This is a genomic window from Streptococcus sp. VTCC 12905 (assembly GCF_049893385.1).
Lineage (GTDB): Bacteria > Bacillota > Bacilli > Lactobacillales > Streptococcaceae > Streptococcus > Streptococcus suis_AA.
The window spans coordinates 23,838-46,389 of sequence record NZ_JBMVJC010000015.1; the positions used below are offsets into that span (position 1 = coordinate 23,838).

Here is a 22,552-nt window from a genome sequence, read left to right on the forward strand (position 1 = left end):
TTTATCCTCTAATAATATTTTCTAATGTATCTACCTGGGCAAAATTCCATGACCAGATGTTTTGGTAGTGGCCAATCAAGTCTTTGGCATCCAATTTCCCTGTATAACCTGTCGTCGTTCCGTCCTGAATCACAGCTACCTTGTAGCCTAGTTCAAAGACTACTTTAATCGTCGTATCAACACAAAAATTGGTCGCCATCCTCATAATGATGAGCTTGTTTATCTTTTGTTTATGGAAGTAAGAATGAAGCTCTGTCTCATTGAAAGCACTATTGAATGTTTTATCGAAAATCATTTCATTTTCTAAGGGTGCAACCAAAGGATGAATTTCCCAATCATGCGTACCTTTGACCAATTCTTGATCGTGATGGCGAATATAAATCACCTCAACACCTGACTGTCGAACCTGTGCAAGACTATCTTGCCAAAGCTGGAGCCTTTCTTCAATAGCATATGGCTACCCTCCACTACCAAATTCTGAACATCAATGACGAAAAGTGCTGACTGCATCTTGCCTTCCTAACTCTCCGACATAAGCATTATACGTTTCCAAAGTCTGGGGATAGATGGGAATCCCCTTCTTAGCTAAGTAAGAAATAGTTTGGGCAGTTTCAAAAGCTACTGCCTTGTCCAAAGACTCTTTTGCAATCCGTCGTGCCTCGTCCACTCCAGGAAAATCCCGATTGGGTTCGATGTAGTCCGCTACATAGAGCACCTTATCCAGCAAGGACATTTCTCGCGCACCAACTGTATGCCGTTGAATGGCTTGTAAAATCTCCTCATCTTCCAAACCAAAATCTTCTGCGATTTTATAGACTCCTACTACACCGTGCCAGATATTATTATCCCAGTTGAGCAAGTCCTTATCCAATTCATACTTAGCAATCAAGTCCAGAAAGACTTTGTCTTCCACTTCCTTGGCATAGTCATGCAAGAGTGCTGCCAGACTAGCTTTTTTCGGGTCACAGCCATATTGGTCAGCCAATTCAAGAGCCGCCTCTTCCACACCCAAAACATGTTGAAATCGTTTTGGTTTCATAGCGGCACTTATTTTTTCTAACAAGGCTTCACGATTGAAGTCTAAATCTGAATTGATCATTGATAAAGCCCCTTTTCCTCAATATAATCTAACACCTCGTGTGGGACCATAAAGTTTGGTACTCGACCCTGTTTAATAAAATCACGCACCATGCTTGAAGAAATATCCATGAGCGGGACATCTACCCAGATAACCGGGTAGGAAGTCCCAGCTTTATAGCGTGGACGTTGTACGCCAACAAACTGAACCATAGTAGCGAGTTCATCAATCTTATGCCATTTTGGAAGATAATCCACCATATCCGCACCAATGATAAAATAATAATCTGTGTCTGGATTTTTTTCCCTCAACAATTTCATAGTGTCATAGGTATAGCTGACACCTCGGCGCTCCAATTCAATGGTTTCAATACCCAAGCCCTCAATACCTGCAATAGCCATCTTGAGCATGGAATAGCGATGATACTCATCAATTGTTTCTTTTTTATCTACATGTGGTGGAATAAATTCAGGCATCAGCAACACTTCATCCAGTTGCAATTGCTGGCGCACCTGATCAGCTACAATCAAATGAGCATTGTGGACAGGGTTGAAATTCCCACCTAGAATTCCAACTTGTTTACGATTGGTTTCTTTCTTTTCAACCTCTAATTCAACCTTGGTAAAGGGTGTTAAGAGTTCAATAGCCATAGGCTCTCCTTCTTAGATTTCTTTAACCTTTTTAGAAATTTTTCTGTTCTCTTTCTTGCTAGATTGTTTAAATAAAATTAAGATACGACCAATTTTTTGAACTGTATCGACCCCAATTTCATCTTCCAGTATCTCTGCGACCTCGTGAATATTTTCGTCTGTATTTTGTAATAAGGTAACCTTTATCAACTCACGTGCATCAAGCGCTTGACGAACACTGGTTTTAATTTGGTCATTGAGACCATTTTTCCCAATCTGAATAATGGGTTTGAGACTGTGTGCCTGACTGTTCAAATAGGCACGTTGTTTTGAAGTTAATGACATAATTTCTCTTTTCTTTATTAAACTAAGCAGAACTAGTCTACTAGCACTTTCTGAATCACTTGGGGAGACTCTTTCAACTTGTAGATACCAGTGTAGGGAAACTCCAGATAGCTTCTTAGTATTCCCACATAGGCAAATACTGTGGTTTCACCTTCTGCCATGACAAAAGCAGTCCGCACATGGGGTGAGCATCTTGAACACTATCTTGATGGGTCTTTTTTGCATTTCCTAGTTCTGCCAAAAAGACTGCTATTTCTTCTGACTAATCGATTTTGACTACTTCTTGACCTTGGACCAAACGAATTTCCCGGACCTCACTGACTTTGGGAAGATTTGGTTCTTACCCTGACCAAAACCAATAGGCCCGTACGTACAAACCGACAACGGCCAGCATACCAAATACTTTTTTCATTAGAGAATCTTTTTTAAGCGCTCATTAAATAATCGCCTTACGGATGACCACATCCACACCCATGGGTGCCCAAGCGGCAATCTTGGCTTTTTCATTGACCCGAATCCAACCAAGACCTGAGAAGACCACATCCGTCTTTTCATTAATGGTAAATTCATGGCGGACCAACTCTGGAAACTCTTTTAGTTCCTTACTAGTTGGCGGAACTAACAAAGTTCCCGCATGTTTCTGGTAAAAATCACTAGCACCCTGTAACTTGGTCCGATGGAGTTGAAGTTCATTGTCAAAAAACGCTGTGAAACCTTGGCGTTCGCCAGACACAAAGTCAAATCGTCCAAGACCTGCCAAGAACAAGGTTTGTTCTGGATTGAGCTGGTAGGTCTTTGGCTTGATTTCCTTCCGAGGGCTGATATATTTGAGATTTTTAGCCGTCAGGTAATGTGCCATCTGATGACGATGAATAATTCCTGGCGTATCGTAAATGAAAGAACCATCATCCAGAGGAATCTCAATCTTATCTAAAGTTGTCCCTGGGAATCGTGAAGTTGTGATAACATCCTTGTCCCCTGTGATTTCTTGGATAATAGCATTGATCAAGGTTGATTTGCCGACGTTGGTCACGCCGACTACATAGACATCCCGACCTTTGCGGTATTGTTCTATCTTTTCAATCAAATCCTTGATAGCCTGCTTGTTTTGGGCAGAAGTCAGGACCACATCGACTGGTCGCATCCCGATTTCATGCGCCCGTTCGGTCAACCATTGAGTGACCTTGCCTGTCTTGACTGACTTGGGTAAAATGTCCTGCTTATTGCCGACCAAAAGCACATCATTTCCTGAAATAAAGCGAGGCAAACCAGGAATGATTGAACCATTAAAATCAAATATATCAATGACATTGACCACCAAGGCATCACTTTCTCCCACACTATGGAGAAGTTTCAAGAAATCATCATCGGAGATATTGACATCGGAGATTTCATTGTAATGACGCAAACGGAAACAACGTTGGCAGTATAATTGACCAGTTTCTAAACCTTTTTCTAGGGCTGATTGAGGAGTAAATCCTGCAACATCTTTATCTGTCGTTTGAATTTGAGCACCACAACCAATACAAAATAATTCTTCCACTTACATCTCCCTCCTATAGTCTATCGCTCCGTAAGTAGCGATGATTTTTTTCATTGTCCGTCGTTCACGCCAACGGTTAATCTGTGTATTAATAGAATCTGTCTGAATCAAGGGCTTGACTAATACCGACTTAAGTCCAACTCGCTTAGCCGCACGAATGTCTGTCATCAGCTGATCGCCAATCATGACCACTTCATGTGGCTGGACATTAAAGCGTTTCAGTGCACGGTTAATCCCAAAGGTGAACGGTTTGAGAGCGAAGGCTTCAAATTCAATCCCAAATTTTTCAACTGCCCGTTTGACACGCTCATATTTATTGTTGGAAACAACTACTACAGGAATTCCCGCATCACGTAAGTCATGTAACCATTGACGCATTTCTGGCGTTCCATCAGGATTATTCCAGGCAATTAAAGTATTATCCAAGTCAACAAGCACAACCTTAATTCCATGTTTTTTCAAGCTATCAACTGTCACATCATAAGCCTTTTCCAAGGCAAAATCTGGCATATAATTCTCTAAACTCACTATCGTCTCCAAAGGTTTTTATCAGACAATTATACCATTTTTTTTAGAAAAATGCGAACCGATAATAGAAAACACTCGGATAAACCGAGTGCTCTCTGAATGGAATCATCTTGGTATCTCAATTAAATCTGACCTTTTTCCAAAATCCAATCCTTTGGAATAAAAATCATATTGGCATATGGGTCAGTAACCAGTCAATGTCAAAAGTAAATTCTGAAAAAGCAAAACCAATCTGCTCTATTCCTGACTCATCCTCATCTAACCCTAAAATAGTCAATGCATGTCCGTAATCCGCATGGCTATCATCAAACAATCGCCATATGAGAGCACGATAGATTAATTTTTTAGCATCATAGAGACTGTATTGTTCTCGGTATTCCGAAAATGACTGACAATCTTTCCCTTTCGGCTCCACACCTGTCGTTTTTGCAATTACAATTAGACTGTCATAATTATGATATCGCAAAGTACTATTCAATGATTGAGCTAAGCGAACGGCATAATCCAATGCTAAATCACTCACTTCAATAGCCACAGTTCCTAATTCTTTACGCAGGGGATTCAAGAGAGACGCAGCATATTGAGCCAATTCTTCACTAGTGTCCTTATCTACATTTCCAATATTTGGCAAGATAATATTTCGATCTTCTTCATTTCCTTTATAAATATTAAGCGTAATCCTTGTTCACCAAGCCTTTCCAATTCAGCATCGAAACCGGATTTTCTCTCTTCGGCATATTCTAAAAGTTTTTCATAATACCCTTCTGGCAATACTATCTTGTCCAATATTTCTTGAAGTCTAGCTGTTCCCATGATATCCTCCTGCTACTTTATACTGCTATTCTAGGAAGTTTACTTTTTTTGTAAACATTTCCAACTCGGAAATCTACCTGGTTATTTTCACATAAAAAAACTATTGTCAAGCGCTATCAATAAAAGATATGTTCGTTTGATAAATATGTATTCTCGTAGAAAAGTTCTCGAGTCCCTTCATTACCAGTTTCTAGGCTAAATACAGGACTTTAACAACCAAAAATGAAAACAGCCGACTGTGTCGACTGCTTTCATGGAGATTATATGAAAAAGAATAAAAATATTGTATCTTCCAATGCTTAAACAAACCTTAACTTAAAATACTTCTAAAAGACGCACGATTATTATCCTATAATTTTTATTAGGTTCAATGCACCTTACCAAAATAATCTCGTTCCATGTATTTGATTGATTGGTAATGCTTCTAATAAAGTTGGAACATTTTCTGTAGTTAATCCACCGCCAACAAGAATTTCAATTTTTCCATCCGCATAGGCTTGAATGTCTCGTAACCAATCGATATTCTGCAATGCTGAACCTGTCAGACTTCCACGCGTCAAAATCCGTGTTACTTCGTGACTTGCCAACCAGTCAATTGCTTCAAATTGACGACTACGAGGAATCTGATCAAATGCCATATGAAAGACAACTTGGTGACCCATTGAAACAGCCAGCAATTGTTCTAAAGCTACCTCATCCAACCAATTTTCCTCAGTTAAAACACCATATACCAAACCATCTGACCCCAGCTCTATGGCGATTCTGCAATCCTCAACCATCATCTCAATTTCAGTGTGGTCATAACAAAAATTCCCTCCACGTGGACGAATCATGGTCATGACTGTGGCTTTCTGTTCATGAGCTAGTTGACAAACATATTTGATTACTGCATAACTAGGGGTCGTTCCTCCAACCGCTAAATTATCACACAGTTCAACTCTTTGAGCACCCAGAGAAAGTGCTTTCACCACAGCTACATGATTTTCGGAACAAAATTCTTTAATCATCTTTATTCCTTTCAAGTCTTTTTCCTTTAGTATAACAAGAAAGAGTATATTAACCAATACTCTTTCTACTAATCATTAAATCTTTCATGGAAATCAAAAGTACTGCGAGTAAAATCAACAACATCCCAACAAAGTCAATAGTATAAAATTGTTCATTGACCAACCATACCGCAAAAAAGACTGATGCAATCGGCTCAATCGAAGCCAAAAGACTCCCGTTTACCGGACCAACTAAACTGACCCCCTTCAAAAAGGCTGTATAGGCGAAAATAGTTCCCACACCAACAATCCCTAGCAAACCAAATGTAGTTCCAGTATCCAAAGGTAGACTCTGTTTCCACGTTTGTACTCCAAGTGTTACTACTATACCACCCATCAACATCCCTAGGCCAATAACCACCATACTACCGTAAAGGCGGATTAACTTTCCGGGTAAAATAATATACAAGGCGTAGGTAAAGGCAGAAAAAATTCCCCAAAAAAGTCCAATAGGTGTAATCGATAGCTCATTCAGCTGACCATGTGTCGCAATTAAAAATGTTCCCACAATCGCTAAAAGAATAGAAATGATTTCTGTACCCGTTGGCACTTGTCTATCCTTCAAACAGGTGTATGCCAAAACCAAAATAGGACAGAGATATTGTAGAACAGTAGCCGTTCCCGCGTTGGTATGATAGATGGCTTGTAAATAGGCTGTCTGATTAAGAACTAAGCCAAGCATGGCAAAGATAGAAATTCCTAGCAAAGCATTTTTATCTTTCAAAACTGCCAACAGCTGTTCTTTCGCTGTAGCATAAGCCAGGCCAACGAGAAAGAATCCCGATACTAACAAACGCAGGGAGGTAATCATATCCACTGAAACACCACGAGACATCAAGTACTGTCCACTCACTCCAGACAAGCCCCAGGCTATACCTGCTATTAATGTAATCAGTGTCCCCAATCTCTTTTCCGCCATCATATCTCCTTCTCACACTGTGAATACTTCCATTATACCAAAAGAGCAGGACACCGTCCCACTCTTTCTTACATTTATGTTGCTAAACCTACAAATTCTACGAATCGTAGAAAGGCTGCCTGTCCTTCTGGAGTACGTTTGTAGACCCCTGCATCTTCCAATACACGCGCAAAAATTTGCCCCACTGACTCACGTACGACTTGTTCGACAGTTTCCTCTGTCACATCAGGATGATTGTTTTTTAAGTTTTCTGCCCATAGCTGATGGTAAGTAGCAACATGACTTTCTTGACCCAACAAGTATTTTTCAACTTCAGCCAACTCAGCTTTCAAGCGTGGAGGTAAAATCGCCAAGCCCATGACCTCAATCAGGCCGATATTTTCTTTCTTGATATGTTGCACATCTGGATGTGGATGATAAATGCCATCTGGAAACTCTTCTGAAGTTTGATTATCGCGGAGAACCAAATCCAGCTCGTACAAATCGCCTCGTTTCCGAGCAATTGGGGTGATGGTATGATGTGGAGTTCCATCTGTCTCAGCCTTAATCTGAACGCTATCATCTGAGTAGCTCCGCCATTTTTCTAAAATCTTAGCCGCTAGGCTCAAAAGCGCTGGCTTGTCATCGGAGTTCAATCTGATAACTGACATGGGCCACTTGACAATGCCTGCCGAGACGGACTCAAAGCCGTCGAAGACCAGCTGGCGTTCTACCGGCGCCTGATCCATGGCAAAACTATGCCGCCCACCTTGATAGTGGTTGTGGGTCAGGATAGAGCCACCCGAGATGGGAAGGTCTGAGTTAGAGCCGACAAAATAATTTGGAAAGATGTCAAGCAAGTCCAATAGCTGTTCAAATGTTTGCGGACTAATGACCATGGGCACATGCTCTTGGTTCAAGAAGATGGCATGTTCATTGTAGTAAGCATAAGGCGAATATTGGAAGCCCCACTGTTCCTTGCCAAGATCCAAGCGAATAATGCGGTGATTGGCGCGTGCGGGATGATTAATCCGTCCCTGATAGCCTTCATTTTCCATACAAAGCAGACATTTCGGATAATTGCTAGTTTCTACCTTCGTCGCAGCTGCAATAGATTTTGGATCTTTCTCGGGTTTTGACAGATTGATTGTGATTTCTAAATCTCCATACTCCGTTTGAACCTGATAATAGATATTTTTAGCAATCGCAGCCATCTTGATATAGTCATTACGTTTGCTCAATTCATAAAAGTCACTAATCGCTTTATCTGGACTGTTCTGATAGGTCTGCCAAAAATTACGATTGACCCGACTTGGACTTGGTGTCATCAAATCCATCAAACAAGCCCCAACCATATCCTGTTCTTCCAGCAATTCTCCTACAAAACCAGATTGAACTCCATGAACCAAAAGTTCATCTTTTAATTCAATCAATTCTTCTAGCTCTGTCTCAACCTCCAATACCTGATCCCCAACTAAGGCTAGAACCCGATTGCGCAGGTAAAGAGCATCCATTTCCTCAAAGCCACTATTGGCAATGACCTGCTCAACAAAACGATCCACCAATCCTGTCATCATTTCTCCAATCTATTTGCGAGATAAGACGCGAGAGCCTCCAGCAATCTCCGCTACATAAAAGCTTGGTTCATATCCAACCACTTCAGTATAGGTCTTACCAACATTTTCAGTAAATGCTTCAACCTTATCCTTATGGACAATGGCAATACCACAGCCACCGAAGCCTGCACCTGTCATCCGAGCACCAAGAACGCCTTCTTGCTCCCAAGCTGTGTGAGCCAATGTATCCAATTCCAAACCCGTCACTTCATAATCATGTTCCAAGGAAACATGAGAAGCATTGACCAAACGACCAAAGGTTGCCAAATCTCCTTCTTCCAAGGCCTTACGAGCCTGCAAGGTCCGTTGATTTTCTAAGACAGCATGGCGGGCACGCTTGATACGATTTTCATCCTTAATCAAATAACTATATTGATCAAAAGTCCACTCATCCAATTCTCCCAGCGTTTGAATATTCAAGACTGCATTCAATTCTTCGACTGCTTTTTCACATTCCGCACGACGCTCATTGTACTTAGAATCTGCCAATTCACGACGTTTATTGGTGTTCATAATGACAATCACATGGTCACCTAAGTCAAGTGGCACCAATTCATACTCCAAGCTATTGGTATCCAAATAAATGGCACGTTGATCCGCTCCCATACCGATAGCAAACTGGTCCATGATACCAGAATTGACACCGATAAAGTGATTTTCCGTTTGTTTCCCAATTTTCACCAAATCAAGGCGAGTCAGTTCTAGACCATACAATTCTTCTGCGATGATTCCAATCAAGAGTTCTAGAGAAGCTGATGATGACAATCCTGAACCATTTGGAATGTTACCATAGACAAAGACTTCCATACCTGTGTCAATGCTGTGCCCTGCTTCTTGCAAGAACTTAAGAACACCTTTGGCATAATTGGTCCAGTTATCCGCCTTATCAAAGATCAGATTGTTCAAATCCACTTCGATAATTCCAAGTTCTTCAAAGTTTGCGGAATAAAAGCGCAAAACTTGGTCATCTCGTTTGCGAGCAGCCCCGTAGGTCCCCAAGGTAATAGCCGCAGGAAAAACATGTCCACCATTGTAATCCGTGTGCTCACCAATCAAATTAATCCGACCTGGTGAGAAGAAAGTCGCATCTGCCTCTTGACCAAACACATTGAGAAAGGCCTGCTTGAGTTGTTCTTTATTCATAAGAACCTCCTAGATTTTGTAATCGTTTTCTATCATTGTACAACTCTCTAAATAAAAAGTCAATATATTTACTAAAAATTTACTAATTTTAATTTTTATGCTATACTAGAGACAAATAAACAGGAGAAAAATATGGTTACAATCAAAGACATAGCAAAACAAGCCCACCTTTCCTCTGCCACCGTTTCCCGCGTACTCAAGGGAGACCTGACCCTATCCGTCAGCCAAGAAACCCGCGACCGCATTTTCCACACGGCACAGGAATTGGGCTACACCAAGCACATTAAAAAGCAAGCACCTCAACAAAAAGGCACCATCGGTATTGTCCAATGGTACACTGAGAGCGAAGAGCTGGCTGACCTCTACTACTATTCCATCCGGGCTAGCATCGAGCAGACCGCCAGTCTTCTCGGCTATCAAATCATCCGCTCCTTCAACGACTTGACCAATCCCCTCCTTCAAGGATTGGACGGCATCATCGCAGTTGGTAAATTTTCTTCTGGGCAAATAGCAGAGCTATCTAACCTATCTTCCAAGCTCATTTTTGTGGACTCTGATACACTGACCGAGGGATTCTCCTGCGTCACGACTGACTTTGAACACTCTGTTCAGACAGTTATTGACCACTTCCATTCGCAAGGTTTGACAGACATTGGCCTATTGGTCGGACAGGAAGAAACCACAGACGGACACCAACTGCCAACAGATCCCCGCCTGACTGCCTTTCGGACCTATCTAGTCTCCTTGGGCATGCTCCAAGAAGACTACATCTACCAAGGGAAATTCTCCACCCAGTCAGGCTATGAGCTGATGAGCCAGGCTATTTCCGATCTGGGCGATCAACTGCCCCCAGCCTTCTTCATGGCAAACGACACTCTAGCTGTCGGTGCCCTTCGAGCCCTTCAAGAGCGTCAAATCGCAGTGCCAGAACGGGTCCAGCTCATCACCTTTAATGATACAGCCATCACGCGCCAGGTCTATCCAGCCCTATCTTCTATCAGTGTCTTTACTGACGAAATGGGGCAGGAGGCCATGCAGCTGCTGGACCGTATCATAACAAGTCCAACGCCCCACCATCCCCGTAAGATTAAACTAGGTACCCGGCTGGTTATACGGGACAGTTCATACTAAAAGTGCAGAAGAAAACCGAGAATTCAACACGAACTCTCGGTTTTCTTCTATTCAATTTTAATCCAACAACTTAGCCAATTCCTGAGCCAAGAGTTGTTGAGCAACTTGTGGGTTGGCTTGTCCCTTGGTTGCCTTCATCAAGAAGCCTGTAAAGGCCTTATCGGCATTACGTTTGCCAGACTTGAAGTCAGCTACGGCTGCTTCGTTATCCGCAAAGACTTGGTGGATAATCGGAATGAGGACTGCTGGGTCTGAAATCTGTACCAAACCAGCCTTCTCAACATAAGCCTTAGCAGAACCACCTTCCTTAGCCAAGTGAACAAAGACTTTCTTGGCGATTTTAGATGAAATGGTTCCATCCGAAATCAAGGCAATCATTTCTACCAAGTTTTCTGGTGTTAAGGCGATTTGCTCAATGGTCTTGCTTTCTGCATTGAGGAATTGAGCCACTTCGCCCTGCAACCAGTTAGACACTTGTTTAGCATCACCACCGGCTGCCACTGCTGCTTCAAAGAAGTCAGACAGTGCCTTTGTAGACGTCAACTGACCTGCATCGTAGGCGGTCAAGCCCAAGTTTTCCATATAGTGAGCACGGCGAGCCTTTGGAAAGACTGGCAATTCTGCACGCACTTCCTCAATCCAGCTATCATCAATCTCATAGAGTGGCAGGTCTGGCTCAGGGAAGTAACGGTAGTCAGCTGAACCTTCTTTGACACGCATGAGAATGGTTTCACCAGTAGATTCATCGTAACGGCGAGTTTCCTGCTGGATTTGACCACCTGAACGCAAGATTTTCGTCTGACGTTCTACTTCGTGTTGCAAGCCCTTGCGAACATAGTTGAAGGAGTTGAGGTTTTTCAACTCAGTCTTGGTACCAAATTTTTCTTGACCATAGGGACGAAGGGAAATGTTAGCATCCACGCGCATAGAACCCTCTTCCATCTTCACATCTGAAATACCAGTGTACTGAATAATTTCTTTAAGGGCTGTCAAGTAGGCATAGGCCTCTTCAGGCGAGCGCATATCGGCTTCTGATACAATCTCAATCAATGGCACGCCCTGACGGTTGAGGTCCACATAAGAATAACCGTCTGTTCCGTGGGTATTCTTACCAGCATCCTCTTCCAAGTGGGCACGCTCGATACGAATTTTCTTAGTCGTACCGTCTTCTAGCTCAATCTCAATCCAACCATTGTAGCCAATCGGCTCGTCAAACTGGGAAATCTGATAGGCTTTAGGATTATCAGGATAGAAATAGTTCTTACGGTCAAAGTGCATATCCTTGTGAATATCCATGTTCAAGGCCAAGGCAGCCTTGATACCAGCATCCACAACACCCTTGTTAAGAACTGGAAGGACGCCTGGGAAAGACCAGTCAATCACGTTGGTATTGGCATTTGGATCCTCACAAAAATGAGCAGATGAAGGCGAGAAAATTTTCGAGTTGGTATTCAACTCCACATGGACTTCTAGACCAATAATCGTTTCAAAGTTCATTAGTTAGCACCTCCAAAAATCACTGGTTGTTGCTTGTGATAGTCTGTTGTCGCTTCAAAGGCAGCAGCTACTTGGTAAATGGTCTCTTCTGAGTATTTTGGACCAATCAACTGCAAACCAACTGGCAAGCCTTCTACAAAACCAGCAGGAATAGAGAGCCCTGGTAAACCTGCCAAGTTTACAGGAATTGTTAACAAGTCCGCCAAGTACATGGCCACAGGGTCATGGTTAAGCGTGTCCAAACCAAAGGCAACTGTCGGAGCTGTCGGACCCAAAATCAAGTCATAGTCCGCAAAGACTTTTTCAAAATCCTGGATAATCAAAGTCCGCACCTGGCCAGCCTTCTTGAAGTAGGCATCGTAGTAACCAGATGACAAGCTAAATGTACCTAACATAATACGACGTTTGACTTCCTCACCAAAACCTTGGCTACGGGTTTTCACGTAAATCTCATCCAAGTTTGTCGCATCTTCTGCACGGAAACCATAACGGATACCATCAAAACGTTGCAAGTTAGAAGATGCCTCTGATGATGCGATAATGTAGTAAACAGCAACCCCATACTTAGAATGTGGCAGGCTGACTTCCTCGATAATCGCCCCCAAACTTTCCAAGTGCTTAGCAGCCTTAAGAATAGTTTCCTTGACCTGTGGATCAATCCCTTCGCCCATGTATTCTTTTGGCAAAGCAATTTTCATGCCTTTAATGTCTTGACCAATCTTGCTAGTAAAGTCTGCAATCTCATTAATAGTAGATGTAGCATCCTTAACATCATGACCAGAAACAACATTCAATAATTGGGCATTTTCCTTAACAGTCTGTGCAAATGGACCTATTTGATCAAGTGATGAGCCAAAGGCAATCAAGCCAAAACGTGACACTGTACCATAAGTAGGCTTCATCCCGACAATCCCATTAAAGGATGCTGGCTGACGAATCGAACCACCAGTGTCGGAACCCAATGACAAACGGACTTGACCGGACGCAACTGCAGCGGCTGAACCACCTGAAGAACCACCAGGAACTTTTGTTTGATCCCAAGCATTTTTCGTTGGTTTGAAGGCAGAGTTCTCATTCGAACCACCCATTGCAAATTCGTCCATATTGGTCTTACCGACAATAATCATATCCTTTGCGTATGCCTGAGCAACCGATGTCGCATCGAAAATCGGCTCGTAGTTATAGAGCATTTTTGAAGCTGCCGTGGTCAAAATCCCCTTAGTAGAGATATTATCCTTGACTGCCAAAGGAATCCCTGCCATAACATTGTCCGCATCAATCCCCTTTTCGTCCAAGGCGGCAGCTTGAGCCAAAGCCTTGTCTTCCGTAATAGTCAAGAAAGCATCCACTGCTCCCTCACGGCTTTTAATGTCTTCCAAGGTTGCCTTGGTCAACTCAAGAGCAGAAATCTCCTTTTTGACAAGGAGGTCATGCAATTCATCAATGGTTTTATTGTTAAAAGTCATTAGGCATCTCCTCCCCCATCTAAAATTGCTGGTACCTTGATATAATGATCTTGAGATTCAGGTACATTTTTAAAGAGTTCTTCACGACTCTCACCCTGTAGAGCAACATCTGCTCGCAACACATTCTTACGATCAGCCATGGTTGTTGTTACTGCAACACCAGTTGTATCTACTTCATTGAGCAATTCAACCATATCAACAATTTTACTCAAAGTAGTCGCGAATTCCGCAGTTTCTTGATCCGAAAACTCTAGCTTAGACAGCTTGGCAACATGACGGACTTCAGCTTCAGAAATCTTCATTCTAACTTTCCTCCTAATGGAAATCTATCTTCTCATTATATCATATTTCTAACCCACCACAAAGGTTGAAATAACTGAGTATGTAAGAATATTCAACAAAAAAACCAGTCCACAGACTGGTTCCTAAACATTATTCAATAACCGTCGCACCGAGTACATGACGTAGGTGATTCAGTGCAAATTGATGACTCTCCACCGTCAATGCAGCAATTGCTGACGCAACTACTTCAATCCGATAACCCTTATTATAGGCATCGATAGCCGTATGGAGGACACAGATATCAGACAATACACCTGTTAAAACAACCGTATCCACACCACGTTCTCGCAAACGAATATCTAAATCTGTTCCAGAAAAGGCCGAATAATGCCGTTTGTCCATCCAACGGACACGCTCATGATCCTTATTTTCCAGATAAAAGTCTGCTAATGGACCATACAAATCCCGACCTGACGTACCGATGATATTATGAGGTGGAAAGAGCTTACTTTCAGGGTGAAACTCATCCCCTGTTTCATGCCCATCAATCGCAAAGAAAATATAATCTCCATTTTCAAATGCTTCAGATGTAACCTGAGCAATCCGTTCTGAGATGGCTTGTGCAGGCTTACCTGCAGTTAAGTTTCCCTCATCTGCGACAAAATCTATCGTATAATCTATTGAAATCAGTGCTTTTGTCATCTTAGTAATCACGTTTCTTTATTTCATCAAAAATTGCTGGAATCAGTACTTTCAAATAAGTACCTTTCATTCCTAAGGAACGACTTTCAATAATCCCTGCACTCTCTAATTTACGTAGCGCATTCACAATAACAGAGCGTGTAATACCGATACGATCTGCAATAACAGATGCTGTCAACTGACCCTCATTGCCATTTAACTCACCCAAGATAGCTGCAACAGCTTTCATCTCTGAATATGAAAGTGTATTAACTGCCATATTCACAGCGGCGCGTCGACGAATATTTTTTTCATCTTCTTCTCTTTGGAAGTTCAACAATTGAATTCCCACCACAGTCGCAGCAATCTCAACCAAGATTAAATCATCATCAAGAAACTGACGATCATTCCGCCAAATAATAAGTGATCCAAAACGAATCCCTGTCACATGAATAGGGGCAATCGTAGTCAGACCATTTGGATACGTCGAACGTGACTCAACAGGGATAGCCGTCAATTCACTTTCTACTGGCAAATTCACTTGTGTATCATAAACCTGCGCAACTGCTTTAACATAACTTTCTGGAAATTGTTTGTTTTGGAAAAATTCTTCCACACGATCATTATTTGTCTCATAATTCATGTGGTAACCCAATACTTCACCTTCGCTGTTAATGATACAAGAGTTACAATCGATGATAGCAGACAAATGATCCGCTATTGCATTGTAAGGCAATTCTTCTGCCAATTTCTCCTCGGAACGTTTCAAAATCGATGTAATGTTCCGTGTTTTTTCTAATAATGTTGTCATAAATTCCTCTTTACACTGTAATTGCTTTCAGTATAGCAAAAATTGAGTGAAATTTCAACAATTATCAGAAAATTTACTATTGTTGGTAAAATATTGACAATTTCTCACTCTGACATCAAAAAAGTCGGAGAACCCCCGACTTTCCTTCACTCCTAACGTCGATATTGCGCTAAGAATCGTGTCATTTTTTCTTGGATTTCTGCTAGTTCGTCAACACGTGGTAAATAGACAATACGGAAATGATCTGGCTCTTTCCAGTTGAAACCTCGTCCATGAACCAACAATACTTTTTCTTGCTTCAAAAAATCAAGAACAAACTGCTCGTCATCATCAATTCGATACATTTCTCGATCAATTTTAGGGAAAATATACAGACCTGCTTTGGGTTTAACAGCAGACAGTCCAGGTATATCTTGAATCGCCCTTGTAATGAACTCACGTTGTTCATAAAGTCGCCCACCTGGAGTCAACAATTTATCAACAGATTGTACGCCACCTAATGATGTCTGCACCACCTGCTGGGCTAATACGTTGGAACATAGACGCATATTGGACAGCATATTTAAGCCTTCTATATACCCTTTCACATGATGTTTAGGGCCTGATAACACCATCCAACCAACACGGAAACCACAGATACGATGTGATTTTGATAGACCATTCATCGTTACAACAAATAAATCCGGTGCCAAGGTCGCAATTGGAATATGAACCGCTCCATCAAATACCATACGGTCATAAATCTCATCAGAAAAAATAATGAGCTCATGTTTCCGTGCAATCTCAACGATTCCTTCCAACACTTCTTTTGGATATAAAGCACCCGTTGGATTATTAGGATTGATAAGAACAATAGCCTTTGTCCGTGATGTCACCTTGGATTCCATATCCGCTAAGTCAGGATACCAGTCTGCAGACTCATCACAAACATAGTGAACTGCATGTCCACCAGCTAAGCTTACCGCTGCTGTCCACAAAGGATAGTCAGGCATCGGTACTAACACCTCATCACCATTGTCCAACAAGCCCTGCATAGACATGGCAATCAACTCACTTACACCATTACCAAGATAAATATCATCAATATCAACATTTGGAAATTTCTTGAGTTGACAGTATTGCATAATCGCCTTACGAGCTGAGAAAATCCCCCGACTGTCCGAATAACCTTCTGATTTACGAGCGTTATGGATTAAATCACGAATGACCTCGTCTGGCGCAGTAAAACCAAATTCAGCAGGATTTCCGGTATTCAACCTTAAAATCTGCTCACCATTAGCACGCATCCGCATAGCCTCTTCCAAGACAGGACCACGAATATCGTACGCAACGTCATCTAATTTCATTGACTTCTCAAATTTTCTCATAAGTCACCTCGACTTTCTTATGGTTTATATTGTACTGTAAAAGCAAAAAAATCACAAGAATACTTTACATTTTTTCAAAAAAGACTTATAATAAAAATGTAAGTAAGTACACTGCTCATTTGTGTTCTCCACTTGAAAGGAGTGATTGGTATGTCTCAATCTTATAAAACAATTCTAGTCGCTGTTGATGGTTCAGCCGGTGCTGAACTAGCACTACACAAGGCTATCCACGTCGCAAAACGAAATCAAGCACGACTGATAATTGCCCATGTCATTGATACACGAGCGTTACATAACGTTGTTGCTTTTGATGCAACAGTCTATGAGTCTTTAGAACGTGAAGCTGAACTATTACTAGAAGATTATAAGCAGGAAGCACTGAATGCCGGTATAGAAGATGTTCAAATCCGTATAGAATTTGGTAACCCAAAAACACTCTTGGCGGTAGATATTCCAAAGGAAACCGGTGCTGACCTAATGCTACTTGGTGCAACTGGGTTAAATGCTTTTGAAAGATTGCTCATTGGTTCCTCTTCAGAGTATATCATGCGTCATGCAACGATTGACTTACTGATTGTACGAGAAGGCGAGAAAACTTTATAAAATCATAAAGGACTTGATTTTAGTGATCAAGTCCTTTCATCTGTCTCTTTAGCTCTACTTCAATTTTTCTTTCGGGAGCAAAACGTTCCTCCCAATCATTTGGCTTTAAAATTTTATGAGTGACTGGGTCAAAATGAGCACGTCCATCCGGAAATCTTTTGCCCATATTAGCTTCATGGACTAGCTGAAATATCGGTTCTGGATCCACTCCCATTAATACAAAAGAACCATAGGTAAAATACAAAAGGTCCAATAAAGCATCCACTTGGTCATGCAAAGAAACCTTTGCCTCTTTTTTACCTTCTACCTTGGCGGCAGCCTTATCTAATTCAGAGTGCAGCCGCTCAATCCCTTCTCTAAAACCACTCTCATTCTGTGAGGAAGCATGAACAAATTCAACAATTTCTTCAATCTTAAACCCTGCCCTGAAAACGGCTGTCTCAGAATCATACTCCTTTGGAAATTCTTGAGTTTGACCATCCATCAGGTGGTGAAACTCTTTTACACGATTAAAATGTTGATCCTTACTTTTAAACATTTTGTTCCTCTACTAAATTAAAATGACGTAAGCCTTTATAGATACCATCCTTATTGTTCGTATCAGTTATATAAGAAGCCACTTGTTTTGCTTGCTTTGTCCCATTTTTCATGGCAACAGAATACCGAACCTCCCCCAACATCTCAATATCATTATTTGAGTCTCCAAAAACCATCACTTCATCGGTCGAAAAATGATAAAAATCTCCTAACCGTTTGATACCAATCAGTTTTGAATTCCCCTTACAAATAATATCCGTCGCATAAGGACTTGAACGAGTAAAAGTTAATTGTGGAAAATGTTCCGCTAATCGCTGCGCCTCTTTTTCCATAGTTAATAGCATCATTTGGTAAATGGGTTGAGTAATCAAATGATTGAAGCTCCCCTTATTTTGCGGTCTCACAATACGGATAATATGGTTAAAAATAAAGTTTACAAAGCCCGCACAAACTTCAGGGACCATACGTGAAAATCGATAAGCAAAATTCCCAGTCCCCATACTCATAATGCCACTACCAACTACCCCTAATGCAGTACCAAATGAAAGATCACGTTGGAATTTTTCGGCATACGCAATCATTTTATCGATGTCCTCTTTTTCAATTGGCTGGCTGAAAACCACTTCATCTCTTGTAAAAACATATTGTCCATTGTAAGCAACTGCCATATCAAGTCCCAGACTAGCCATATATTGTAAGATAAAGCGCGGATCTCGACCAGTTGCCAAACCAACCAAGATTCCTCTTGCTTTCAACTGGTTAATGGCAAGAATAGTTGACTTACTCACAGTTCGGTGGTCCGTCAATAAGGTTCCGTCGATATCAAAAAAAACTGCCTTCACTGTCAACCATCTCACCTACTTTCATTAGAATTGTGTTACAATTAAGTATAGCATATTTTGAAAGAATCAGGAAAATTTATGAAAAAAATTCTCGTTCTCCATACTGGGGGAACAATTTCCATGCAAGCAGATCAAAACGGCGCTGTCGAATCAAGTCCCATTAATCCAATGACCCAAGTCACTTCACCATTAGAGAACATTGAAGTAGTGTCCGTTGATTTTTTGAATCTTCCAAGTCCTCATATTCAAATTGACCACATGATGATGATTTATAAAAAAATTAGAGAAGAAGCCTCCCATTTTGACGGGTTTGTCATCACACATGGAACTGATACCCTAGAAGAAACAGCATATTTTTTGGACACAATGTCTATTCCACAAAAGCCAATAGTCATGACAGGTGCTATGCGCTCTTCTAACGAATTAGGAAGCGATGGAATCTATAATTATAGAACTGCACTTCGTGTTGCTGCTGATGAAAAATCTGCTGACAAAGGTGTTCTTGTGGTCATGAACGATGAAATTCATGCTGCGAAGTATGTAACAAAAACACATACAACAAATGTTTCAACCTTTCAAACACCAACTCATGGACCCTTGGGTCTTGTAACAAAACGAGAAATACTCTTTTTCAAGGCAGCCGACAAACGTGTCCGCTTTGATTTACAGGCCATCAATGGTGTTGTCCCAATCATCAAATCATACGCAGATATGGATACTATCTTACTGGATGCACTTGTAGAGGCCCCCATTTCTGGCTTAGTAATTGAAGCCTTAGGAGCTGGAAACCTACCACCAGCAAGTATTTCAGCCATTAAAAAACTTATCAATAAGCAACTTCCTATCGTGCTCGTGTCACGTTGCTTCAATGGTATTGCAGAACCAGTATATGCCTACGATGGTGGCGGAATACAATTGGAAGAATTAGGTGTCTTATTTGTAAAAGAACTGAATCCCCAAAAAGCACGTATCAAATTACTGATTGCCGTAAATGCTGGCTTGAACGGGCAGGATTTAGCTGATTATATTCAAGGATAAAACAATAGGTGCACGTTTTTTCATGCACCTATTGTTTTTTTGTTAAAAATAGATATTCTTAAAAATCAACCCTTTTCATGGTAAGCCTCATGAAAAAGGTACGGCTCCAACAAACTACTTTCAGTCAATGGCTATATAACAAAAGACTAATAAGGTTTTACCTTCAGATTGAGAAAGAGAACATATTTGCACTACATATAACCCCTAAGGTTCCTCAAACATTTAATCCAATATCGATTGATGTTCTAAATTTTCCAGTAAACAGAACCACATTGGATTGTTCCGCCAATTTTCTTCCGTGACAATCCGCTGAGCCACACGCCTAGCCTCTTCTAAAATAGGATGATCCTCAATAATATTAGCAACTTGAAATTCCGGTAAGCCCGATTGTCGTGTTCCGAAAATTTCACCTGAACCCCGCATTTTTAAATCAACTTCTGCCAGAACAAAACCATCCGTTGTCTCAGTCATTGTGGCCATACGCTCTTTACCAGATTCTGTTTTAGGATCCGCGACCAAGATGGCGTAAGATTGCTTCACTCCACGACCAACACGACCCCGCAACTGGTGTAATTGACTCAGCCCGAAACGATCCGCATCCATAATGATCATTATCGTAGCATTCGGTACATTGACACCAACTTCTATAACTGTAGTTGAAACCAATATGTCCACATTCCCATGCTTAAACTCCTGCATGATTGCTTCTTTTTCATCATTTTTCATTTTTCCATGCAATAATTCAATCGATGCTTTTGAGCCAAAATGGTGTTCCAACTCCACTTTTAGATCAATGGCATTTTTTAAATCGAGCATCTCGGATTCTTCAATCAAAGGTGAAATAAAGTAAATCTGAGCCCCTTTTTTCAATTCCTTCTCAAGCCATGACAATAAAACTGGCAATTGAGCATGTTTCACCCATCTTGTTACAATTGGTTTCCTTCCTGCTGGTAATTGATCAATAATGGAAACTTCCATATCTCCAAAAGCAGTGATTGCCAATGTTCGAGGAATTGGAGTAGCCGTCATCATTAGCACATCAGGGTTTTCACCCTTTTCACGAAACAACTTCCGTTGTTTGACCCCAAAACGATGTTGTTCATCCGTAATAACTAATCCCAATTTGTGATAAGTAACACCTTCTTGAATTAAAGCATGTGTCCCAACAATCATATGGGCCTCCCCACTAGCAATATGCTCTAACGCCTCTCTTTTCTCTCCAACTTTCATACTACCAGTTAATAATGAAATTTTACATTCAGGAAATAAAGAACTAAGAGTTTCATAATGCTGCTCTGCCAAAATTTCTGTCGGAACCATTATTGCAGCCTGCATACCGGCAGTTACCGTAGCGTACATGGCTAAACCAGCAACAACCGTCTTACCAGAACCAACATCACCTTGTAATAAACGATTCATATGACCTGGATGCTTCATATCTTGTAAAATTTCATTTAAAGCATTCTCTTGCGCATCTGTCAGTGAAAAAGGCAAGGTTTCTATTTTTCTTTGAAGAGAGTCCTCAACATACTGAATTTCTAATCCATTTGAAATATTCCGATTTTCATGCTTTAACAGTTGTAGCTGCAATTGGAAATATAATAATTCCTCGAATTTAACTCTTCTGAGGGCTTGGCGATATTCTTCCAAATCATTCGGAAAATGCATAGCATAAATAGCTCGTTTTCTATCCATTAATTGATAATGGCATAATAGAATCTCTGGAATATTTTCAGGAACCAAATCCAAATACCCCGTATCTACAGCAGAACGAATTAATTTCACAATACTGGCCTGAGAAATACCTTGTGAGACATGATAAACTGGCTGTAAGTCCTCGCTTTGATGTGATAAAATCTTAAGCCCAGTCAAACTAGCCTTCGCCTTATCCCATTTTCCCCAAACGACCAGTTCTTGTCCAGGAACAACCTTATCTGCCAAATATGATTGATTAAAAAAAGAGACAGAAACAACAATTTCTCCCTGCTTAATAGAAAATCTTAACCGATTTCGCTTCCCATAATATTGGAGCGTCGCCGGACTTACAACCTGACCCTTTAAAACAGCTTTTTCCCCATCCTGCAAATCAAATACAGATTTAACTTCAAAATCTTCGTAACGAAAAGGGAAATAAAGTAAGGCATCCTCAACTGAATCAATCCCAAGCTTACTAAACTTTTCAGCTGATTTTGGACCTATGCCAGGTAATACAGATATGTTATTCGATAATTTCTTCATAGAACTATTATATCAAAAGAAAAGCAAATACGAGTTTAAAAACAAAAAAAGGAGCATTAGCTCCTCAAAAATATAGTCCGTACGGGATTCGAACCCGTGTTACCGCCGTGAAAAGGCGGTGTCTTAACCCCTTGACCAACGGACCATATAAAATGGGCACGAGTGGAATCGAACCACCGACCTCACGCTTATCAGGCGTGCGCTCTAACCATCTGAGCTACGCGCCCAAACCCTTATAAAAGTTTGGTAAAAAGAACGAAATGTTCAAAGCGGGTGACGAGAATCGAACTCGCGACAACAGCTTGGAAGGCTGTAGTTTTACCACTAAACTACACCCGCTTAAATGGGAGTTAACGGGATCGAACCGCTGACCCTCTGCTTGTAAGGCAGATGCTCTCCCAGCTGAGCTAAACTCCCATA

General features: G+C 41.2%; 22 protein-coding genes, 4 tRNA genes and 2 pseudogenes. 3 read left to right on the forward strand and 25 right to left on the reverse strand.

From position 1 onward, the window contains the following. Window position 1 precedes the first annotated feature (1 nt). The 13 genes and pseudogenes from ACPC58_RS06600 to ACPC58_RS06660 form a co-directional block, all read right to left on the reverse strand. A pseudogene (locus ACPC58_RS06600) lies at window positions 2-510 on the reverse strand (isochorismatase family protein). Then, window positions 485-1,099: a bis(5'-nucleosyl)-tetraphosphatase (symmetrical) YqeK gene (gene yqeK / locus ACPC58_RS06605; protein ID WP_312251727.1), complete on the reverse strand. Its 615-nt coding sequence runs from the start codon at window positions 1,097-1,099 to the stop codon at window positions 485-487. Before yqeK ends, ACPC58_RS06600 begins: the two are co-directional and overlap by 26 nt. Beyond that, window positions 1,096-1,728, reverse strand: coding sequence for a nicotinate-nucleotide adenylyltransferase (locus ACPC58_RS06610; protein WP_274504515.1), 633 nt, complete (start codon window positions 1,726-1,728; stop codon window positions 1,096-1,098). Before ACPC58_RS06610 ends, yqeK begins: the two co-directional genes overlap by 4 nt. 12 nt (window positions 1,729-1,740) lie before the next feature. Continuing rightward, on the reverse strand, window positions 1,741-2,052 hold the full coding sequence (gene yhbY / locus ACPC58_RS06615; protein WP_105126805.1) for a ribosome assembly RNA-binding protein YhbY: 312 nt from the start codon (window positions 2,050-2,052) through the stop codon (window positions 1,741-1,743). Window positions 2,053-2,084: 32 nt separating this feature from the next. Beyond that, the gene (locus tag ACPC58_RS06620; RefSeq protein WP_318150739.1) at window positions 2,085-2,213 is read right to left on the reverse strand and encodes a hypothetical protein; all 129 of its coding nucleotides are present in this window, start codon (window positions 2,211-2,213) and stop codon (window positions 2,085-2,087) included. 275 nt (window positions 2,214-2,488) lie between these two features. Further along, the gene (yqeH, locus tag ACPC58_RS06625) at window positions 2,489-3,595 is read right to left on the reverse strand and encodes a ribosome biogenesis GTPase YqeH (protein ID WP_217374602.1); all 1,107 of its coding nucleotides are present in this window, start codon (window positions 3,593-3,595) and stop codon (window positions 2,489-2,491) included. After that, window positions 3,596-4,123 carry a YqeG family HAD IIIA-type phosphatase gene (locus tag ACPC58_RS06630; protein WP_130554862.1) on the reverse strand — a complete coding sequence of 176 codons (528 nt, stop codon included), beginning with the start codon at window positions 4,121-4,123 and terminating at the stop codon, window positions 3,596-3,598. It lies immediately after the preceding gene. Between the two features lie 166 nt (window positions 4,124-4,289). Next, on the reverse strand, window positions 4,290-4,754 hold the full coding sequence (locus ACPC58_RS06635; RefSeq protein WP_434065583.1) for an SEC10/PgrA surface exclusion domain-containing protein: 465 nt from the start codon (window positions 4,752-4,754) through the stop codon (window positions 4,290-4,292). Continuing rightward, entirely contained in the window at window positions 4,733-4,936 is a 204-nt protein-coding gene (locus tag ACPC58_RS06640) for a hypothetical protein (protein ID WP_434065584.1), read from the reverse strand. The genes ACPC58_RS06635 and ACPC58_RS06640 overlap by 22 nt, the downstream gene beginning before the upstream one ends. Window positions 4,937-5,313: 377 nt before the next feature. Beyond that, the gene (locus tag ACPC58_RS06645) at window positions 5,314-5,943 is read right to left on the reverse strand and encodes a copper homeostasis protein CutC (protein WP_217374600.1); all 630 of its coding nucleotides are present in this window, start codon (window positions 5,941-5,943) and stop codon (window positions 5,314-5,316) included. A gap of 49 nt (window positions 5,944-5,992) precedes the next feature. Further along, window positions 5,993-6,901, reverse strand: coding sequence for a DMT family transporter (locus ACPC58_RS06650; protein ID WP_217375134.1), 909 nt, complete (start codon window positions 6,899-6,901; stop codon window positions 5,993-5,995). A 74-nt stretch (window positions 6,902-6,975) separates the two neighbouring features. Next, entirely contained in the window at window positions 6,976-8,457 is a 1,482-nt protein-coding gene (gene galT / locus ACPC58_RS06655; RefSeq protein WP_277845198.1) for a UDP-glucose--hexose-1-phosphate uridylyltransferase, read from the reverse strand. A 9-nt stretch (window positions 8,458-8,466) separates the two neighbouring features. Further along, window positions 8,467-9,639, reverse strand: a complete 1,173-nt coding sequence (locus ACPC58_RS06660; protein WP_434065585.1) for a galactokinase — start codon at window positions 9,637-9,639, stop codon at window positions 8,467-8,469. 132 nt (window positions 9,640-9,771) lie between these two features. On the opposite strand from ACPC58_RS06660, the gene ACPC58_RS06665 reads away from it, so the two are divergent. Continuing rightward, entirely contained in the window at window positions 9,772-10,770 is a 999-nt protein-coding gene (locus ACPC58_RS06665; protein ID WP_434065586.1) for a LacI family DNA-binding transcriptional regulator, read from the forward strand. Between the two features lie 57 nt (window positions 10,771-10,827). Here ACPC58_RS06665 and gatB read toward each other — a convergent pair whose 3' ends face one another. From gatB to ACPC58_RS06695, 6 genes are all read right to left on the reverse strand, one after another. Continuing rightward, complete coding sequence (gene gatB / locus ACPC58_RS06670) at window positions 10,828-12,267, reverse strand: Asp-tRNA(Asn)/Glu-tRNA(Gln) amidotransferase subunit GatB (protein ID WP_434065587.1); 1,440 nt, start codon at window positions 12,265-12,267, stop codon at window positions 10,828-10,830. Next, complete coding sequence (gatA, locus tag ACPC58_RS06675; protein ID WP_172037046.1) at window positions 12,267-13,733, reverse strand: Asp-tRNA(Asn)/Glu-tRNA(Gln) amidotransferase subunit GatA; 1,467 nt, start codon at window positions 13,731-13,733, stop codon at window positions 12,267-12,269. Before gatA ends, gatB begins: the two co-directional genes overlap by 1 nt. Continuing rightward, on the reverse strand, window positions 13,733-14,035 hold the full coding sequence (gatC, locus tag ACPC58_RS06680; protein WP_171989510.1) for an Asp-tRNA(Asn)/Glu-tRNA(Gln) amidotransferase subunit GatC: 303 nt from the start codon (window positions 14,033-14,035) through the stop codon (window positions 13,733-13,735). Before gatC ends, gatA begins: the two co-directional genes overlap by 1 nt. A 130-nt stretch (window positions 14,036-14,165) precedes the next feature. After that, window positions 14,166-14,717 (reverse strand): cysteine hydrolase family protein, encoded by a 552-nt coding sequence (locus tag ACPC58_RS06685; protein WP_130554853.1) that lies wholly within the window; start codon window positions 14,715-14,717, stop codon window positions 14,166-14,168. A gap of 1 nt (window position 14,718) precedes the next feature. Further along, the gene (codY, locus tag ACPC58_RS06690; protein WP_024404269.1) at window positions 14,719-15,507 is read right to left on the reverse strand and encodes a GTP-sensing pleiotropic transcriptional regulator CodY; all 789 of its coding nucleotides are present in this window, start codon (window positions 15,505-15,507) and stop codon (window positions 14,719-14,721) included. Between the two features lie 152 nt (window positions 15,508-15,659). Next, the gene (locus ACPC58_RS06695; protein WP_216807237.1) at window positions 15,660-16,874 is read right to left on the reverse strand and encodes a pyridoxal phosphate-dependent aminotransferase; all 1,215 of its coding nucleotides are present in this window, start codon (window positions 16,872-16,874) and stop codon (window positions 15,660-15,662) included. A gap of 150 nt (window positions 16,875-17,024) precedes the next feature. On the opposite strand from ACPC58_RS06695, the gene ACPC58_RS06700 reads away from it, so the two are divergent. Then, complete coding sequence (locus ACPC58_RS06700) at window positions 17,025-17,477, forward strand: universal stress protein (protein ID WP_217374594.1); 453 nt, start codon at window positions 17,025-17,027, stop codon at window positions 17,475-17,477. A 19-nt stretch (window positions 17,478-17,496) separates the two neighbouring features. On the opposite strand, the pseudogene ACPC58_RS06705 reads toward ACPC58_RS06700, so the two are convergent. Then, a pseudogene (locus tag ACPC58_RS06705) lies at window positions 17,497-18,862 on the reverse strand (HAD-IIB family hydrolase). Between the two features lie 72 nt (window positions 18,863-18,934). Between ACPC58_RS06705 and ACPC58_RS06710 the strand changes: the two are divergent. Next, window positions 18,935-19,894, forward strand: a complete 960-nt coding sequence (locus tag ACPC58_RS06710; protein WP_217374591.1) for an asparaginase — start codon at window positions 18,935-18,937, stop codon at window positions 19,892-19,894. 222 nt (window positions 19,895-20,116) lie between these two features. Here the strand turns inward: ACPC58_RS06710 and recG are convergent, their stop codons facing one another. The 5 genes from recG to ACPC58_RS06735 form a co-directional block, all read right to left on the reverse strand. Then, on the reverse strand, window positions 20,117-22,132 hold the full coding sequence (recG, locus tag ACPC58_RS06715; RefSeq protein ID WP_434065588.1) for an ATP-dependent DNA helicase RecG: 2,016 nt from the start codon (window positions 22,130-22,132) through the stop codon (window positions 20,117-20,119). A 73-nt stretch (window positions 22,133-22,205) separates the two neighbouring features. Next, a tRNA-Glu gene (locus tag ACPC58_RS06720) sits at window positions 22,206-22,277 on the reverse strand. Window positions 22,278-22,285: 8 nt separating this feature from the next. Continuing rightward, window positions 22,286-22,359 (reverse strand) — tRNA-Ile (locus ACPC58_RS06725). A 41-nt stretch (window positions 22,360-22,400) separates the two neighbouring features. Then, window positions 22,401-22,471, reverse strand: a tRNA-Gly gene (locus ACPC58_RS06730). A 5-nt stretch (window positions 22,472-22,476) separates the two neighbouring features. After that, window positions 22,477-22,549, reverse strand: a tRNA-Val gene (locus ACPC58_RS06735). Window positions 22,550-22,552: the final 3 nt, after the last annotated feature.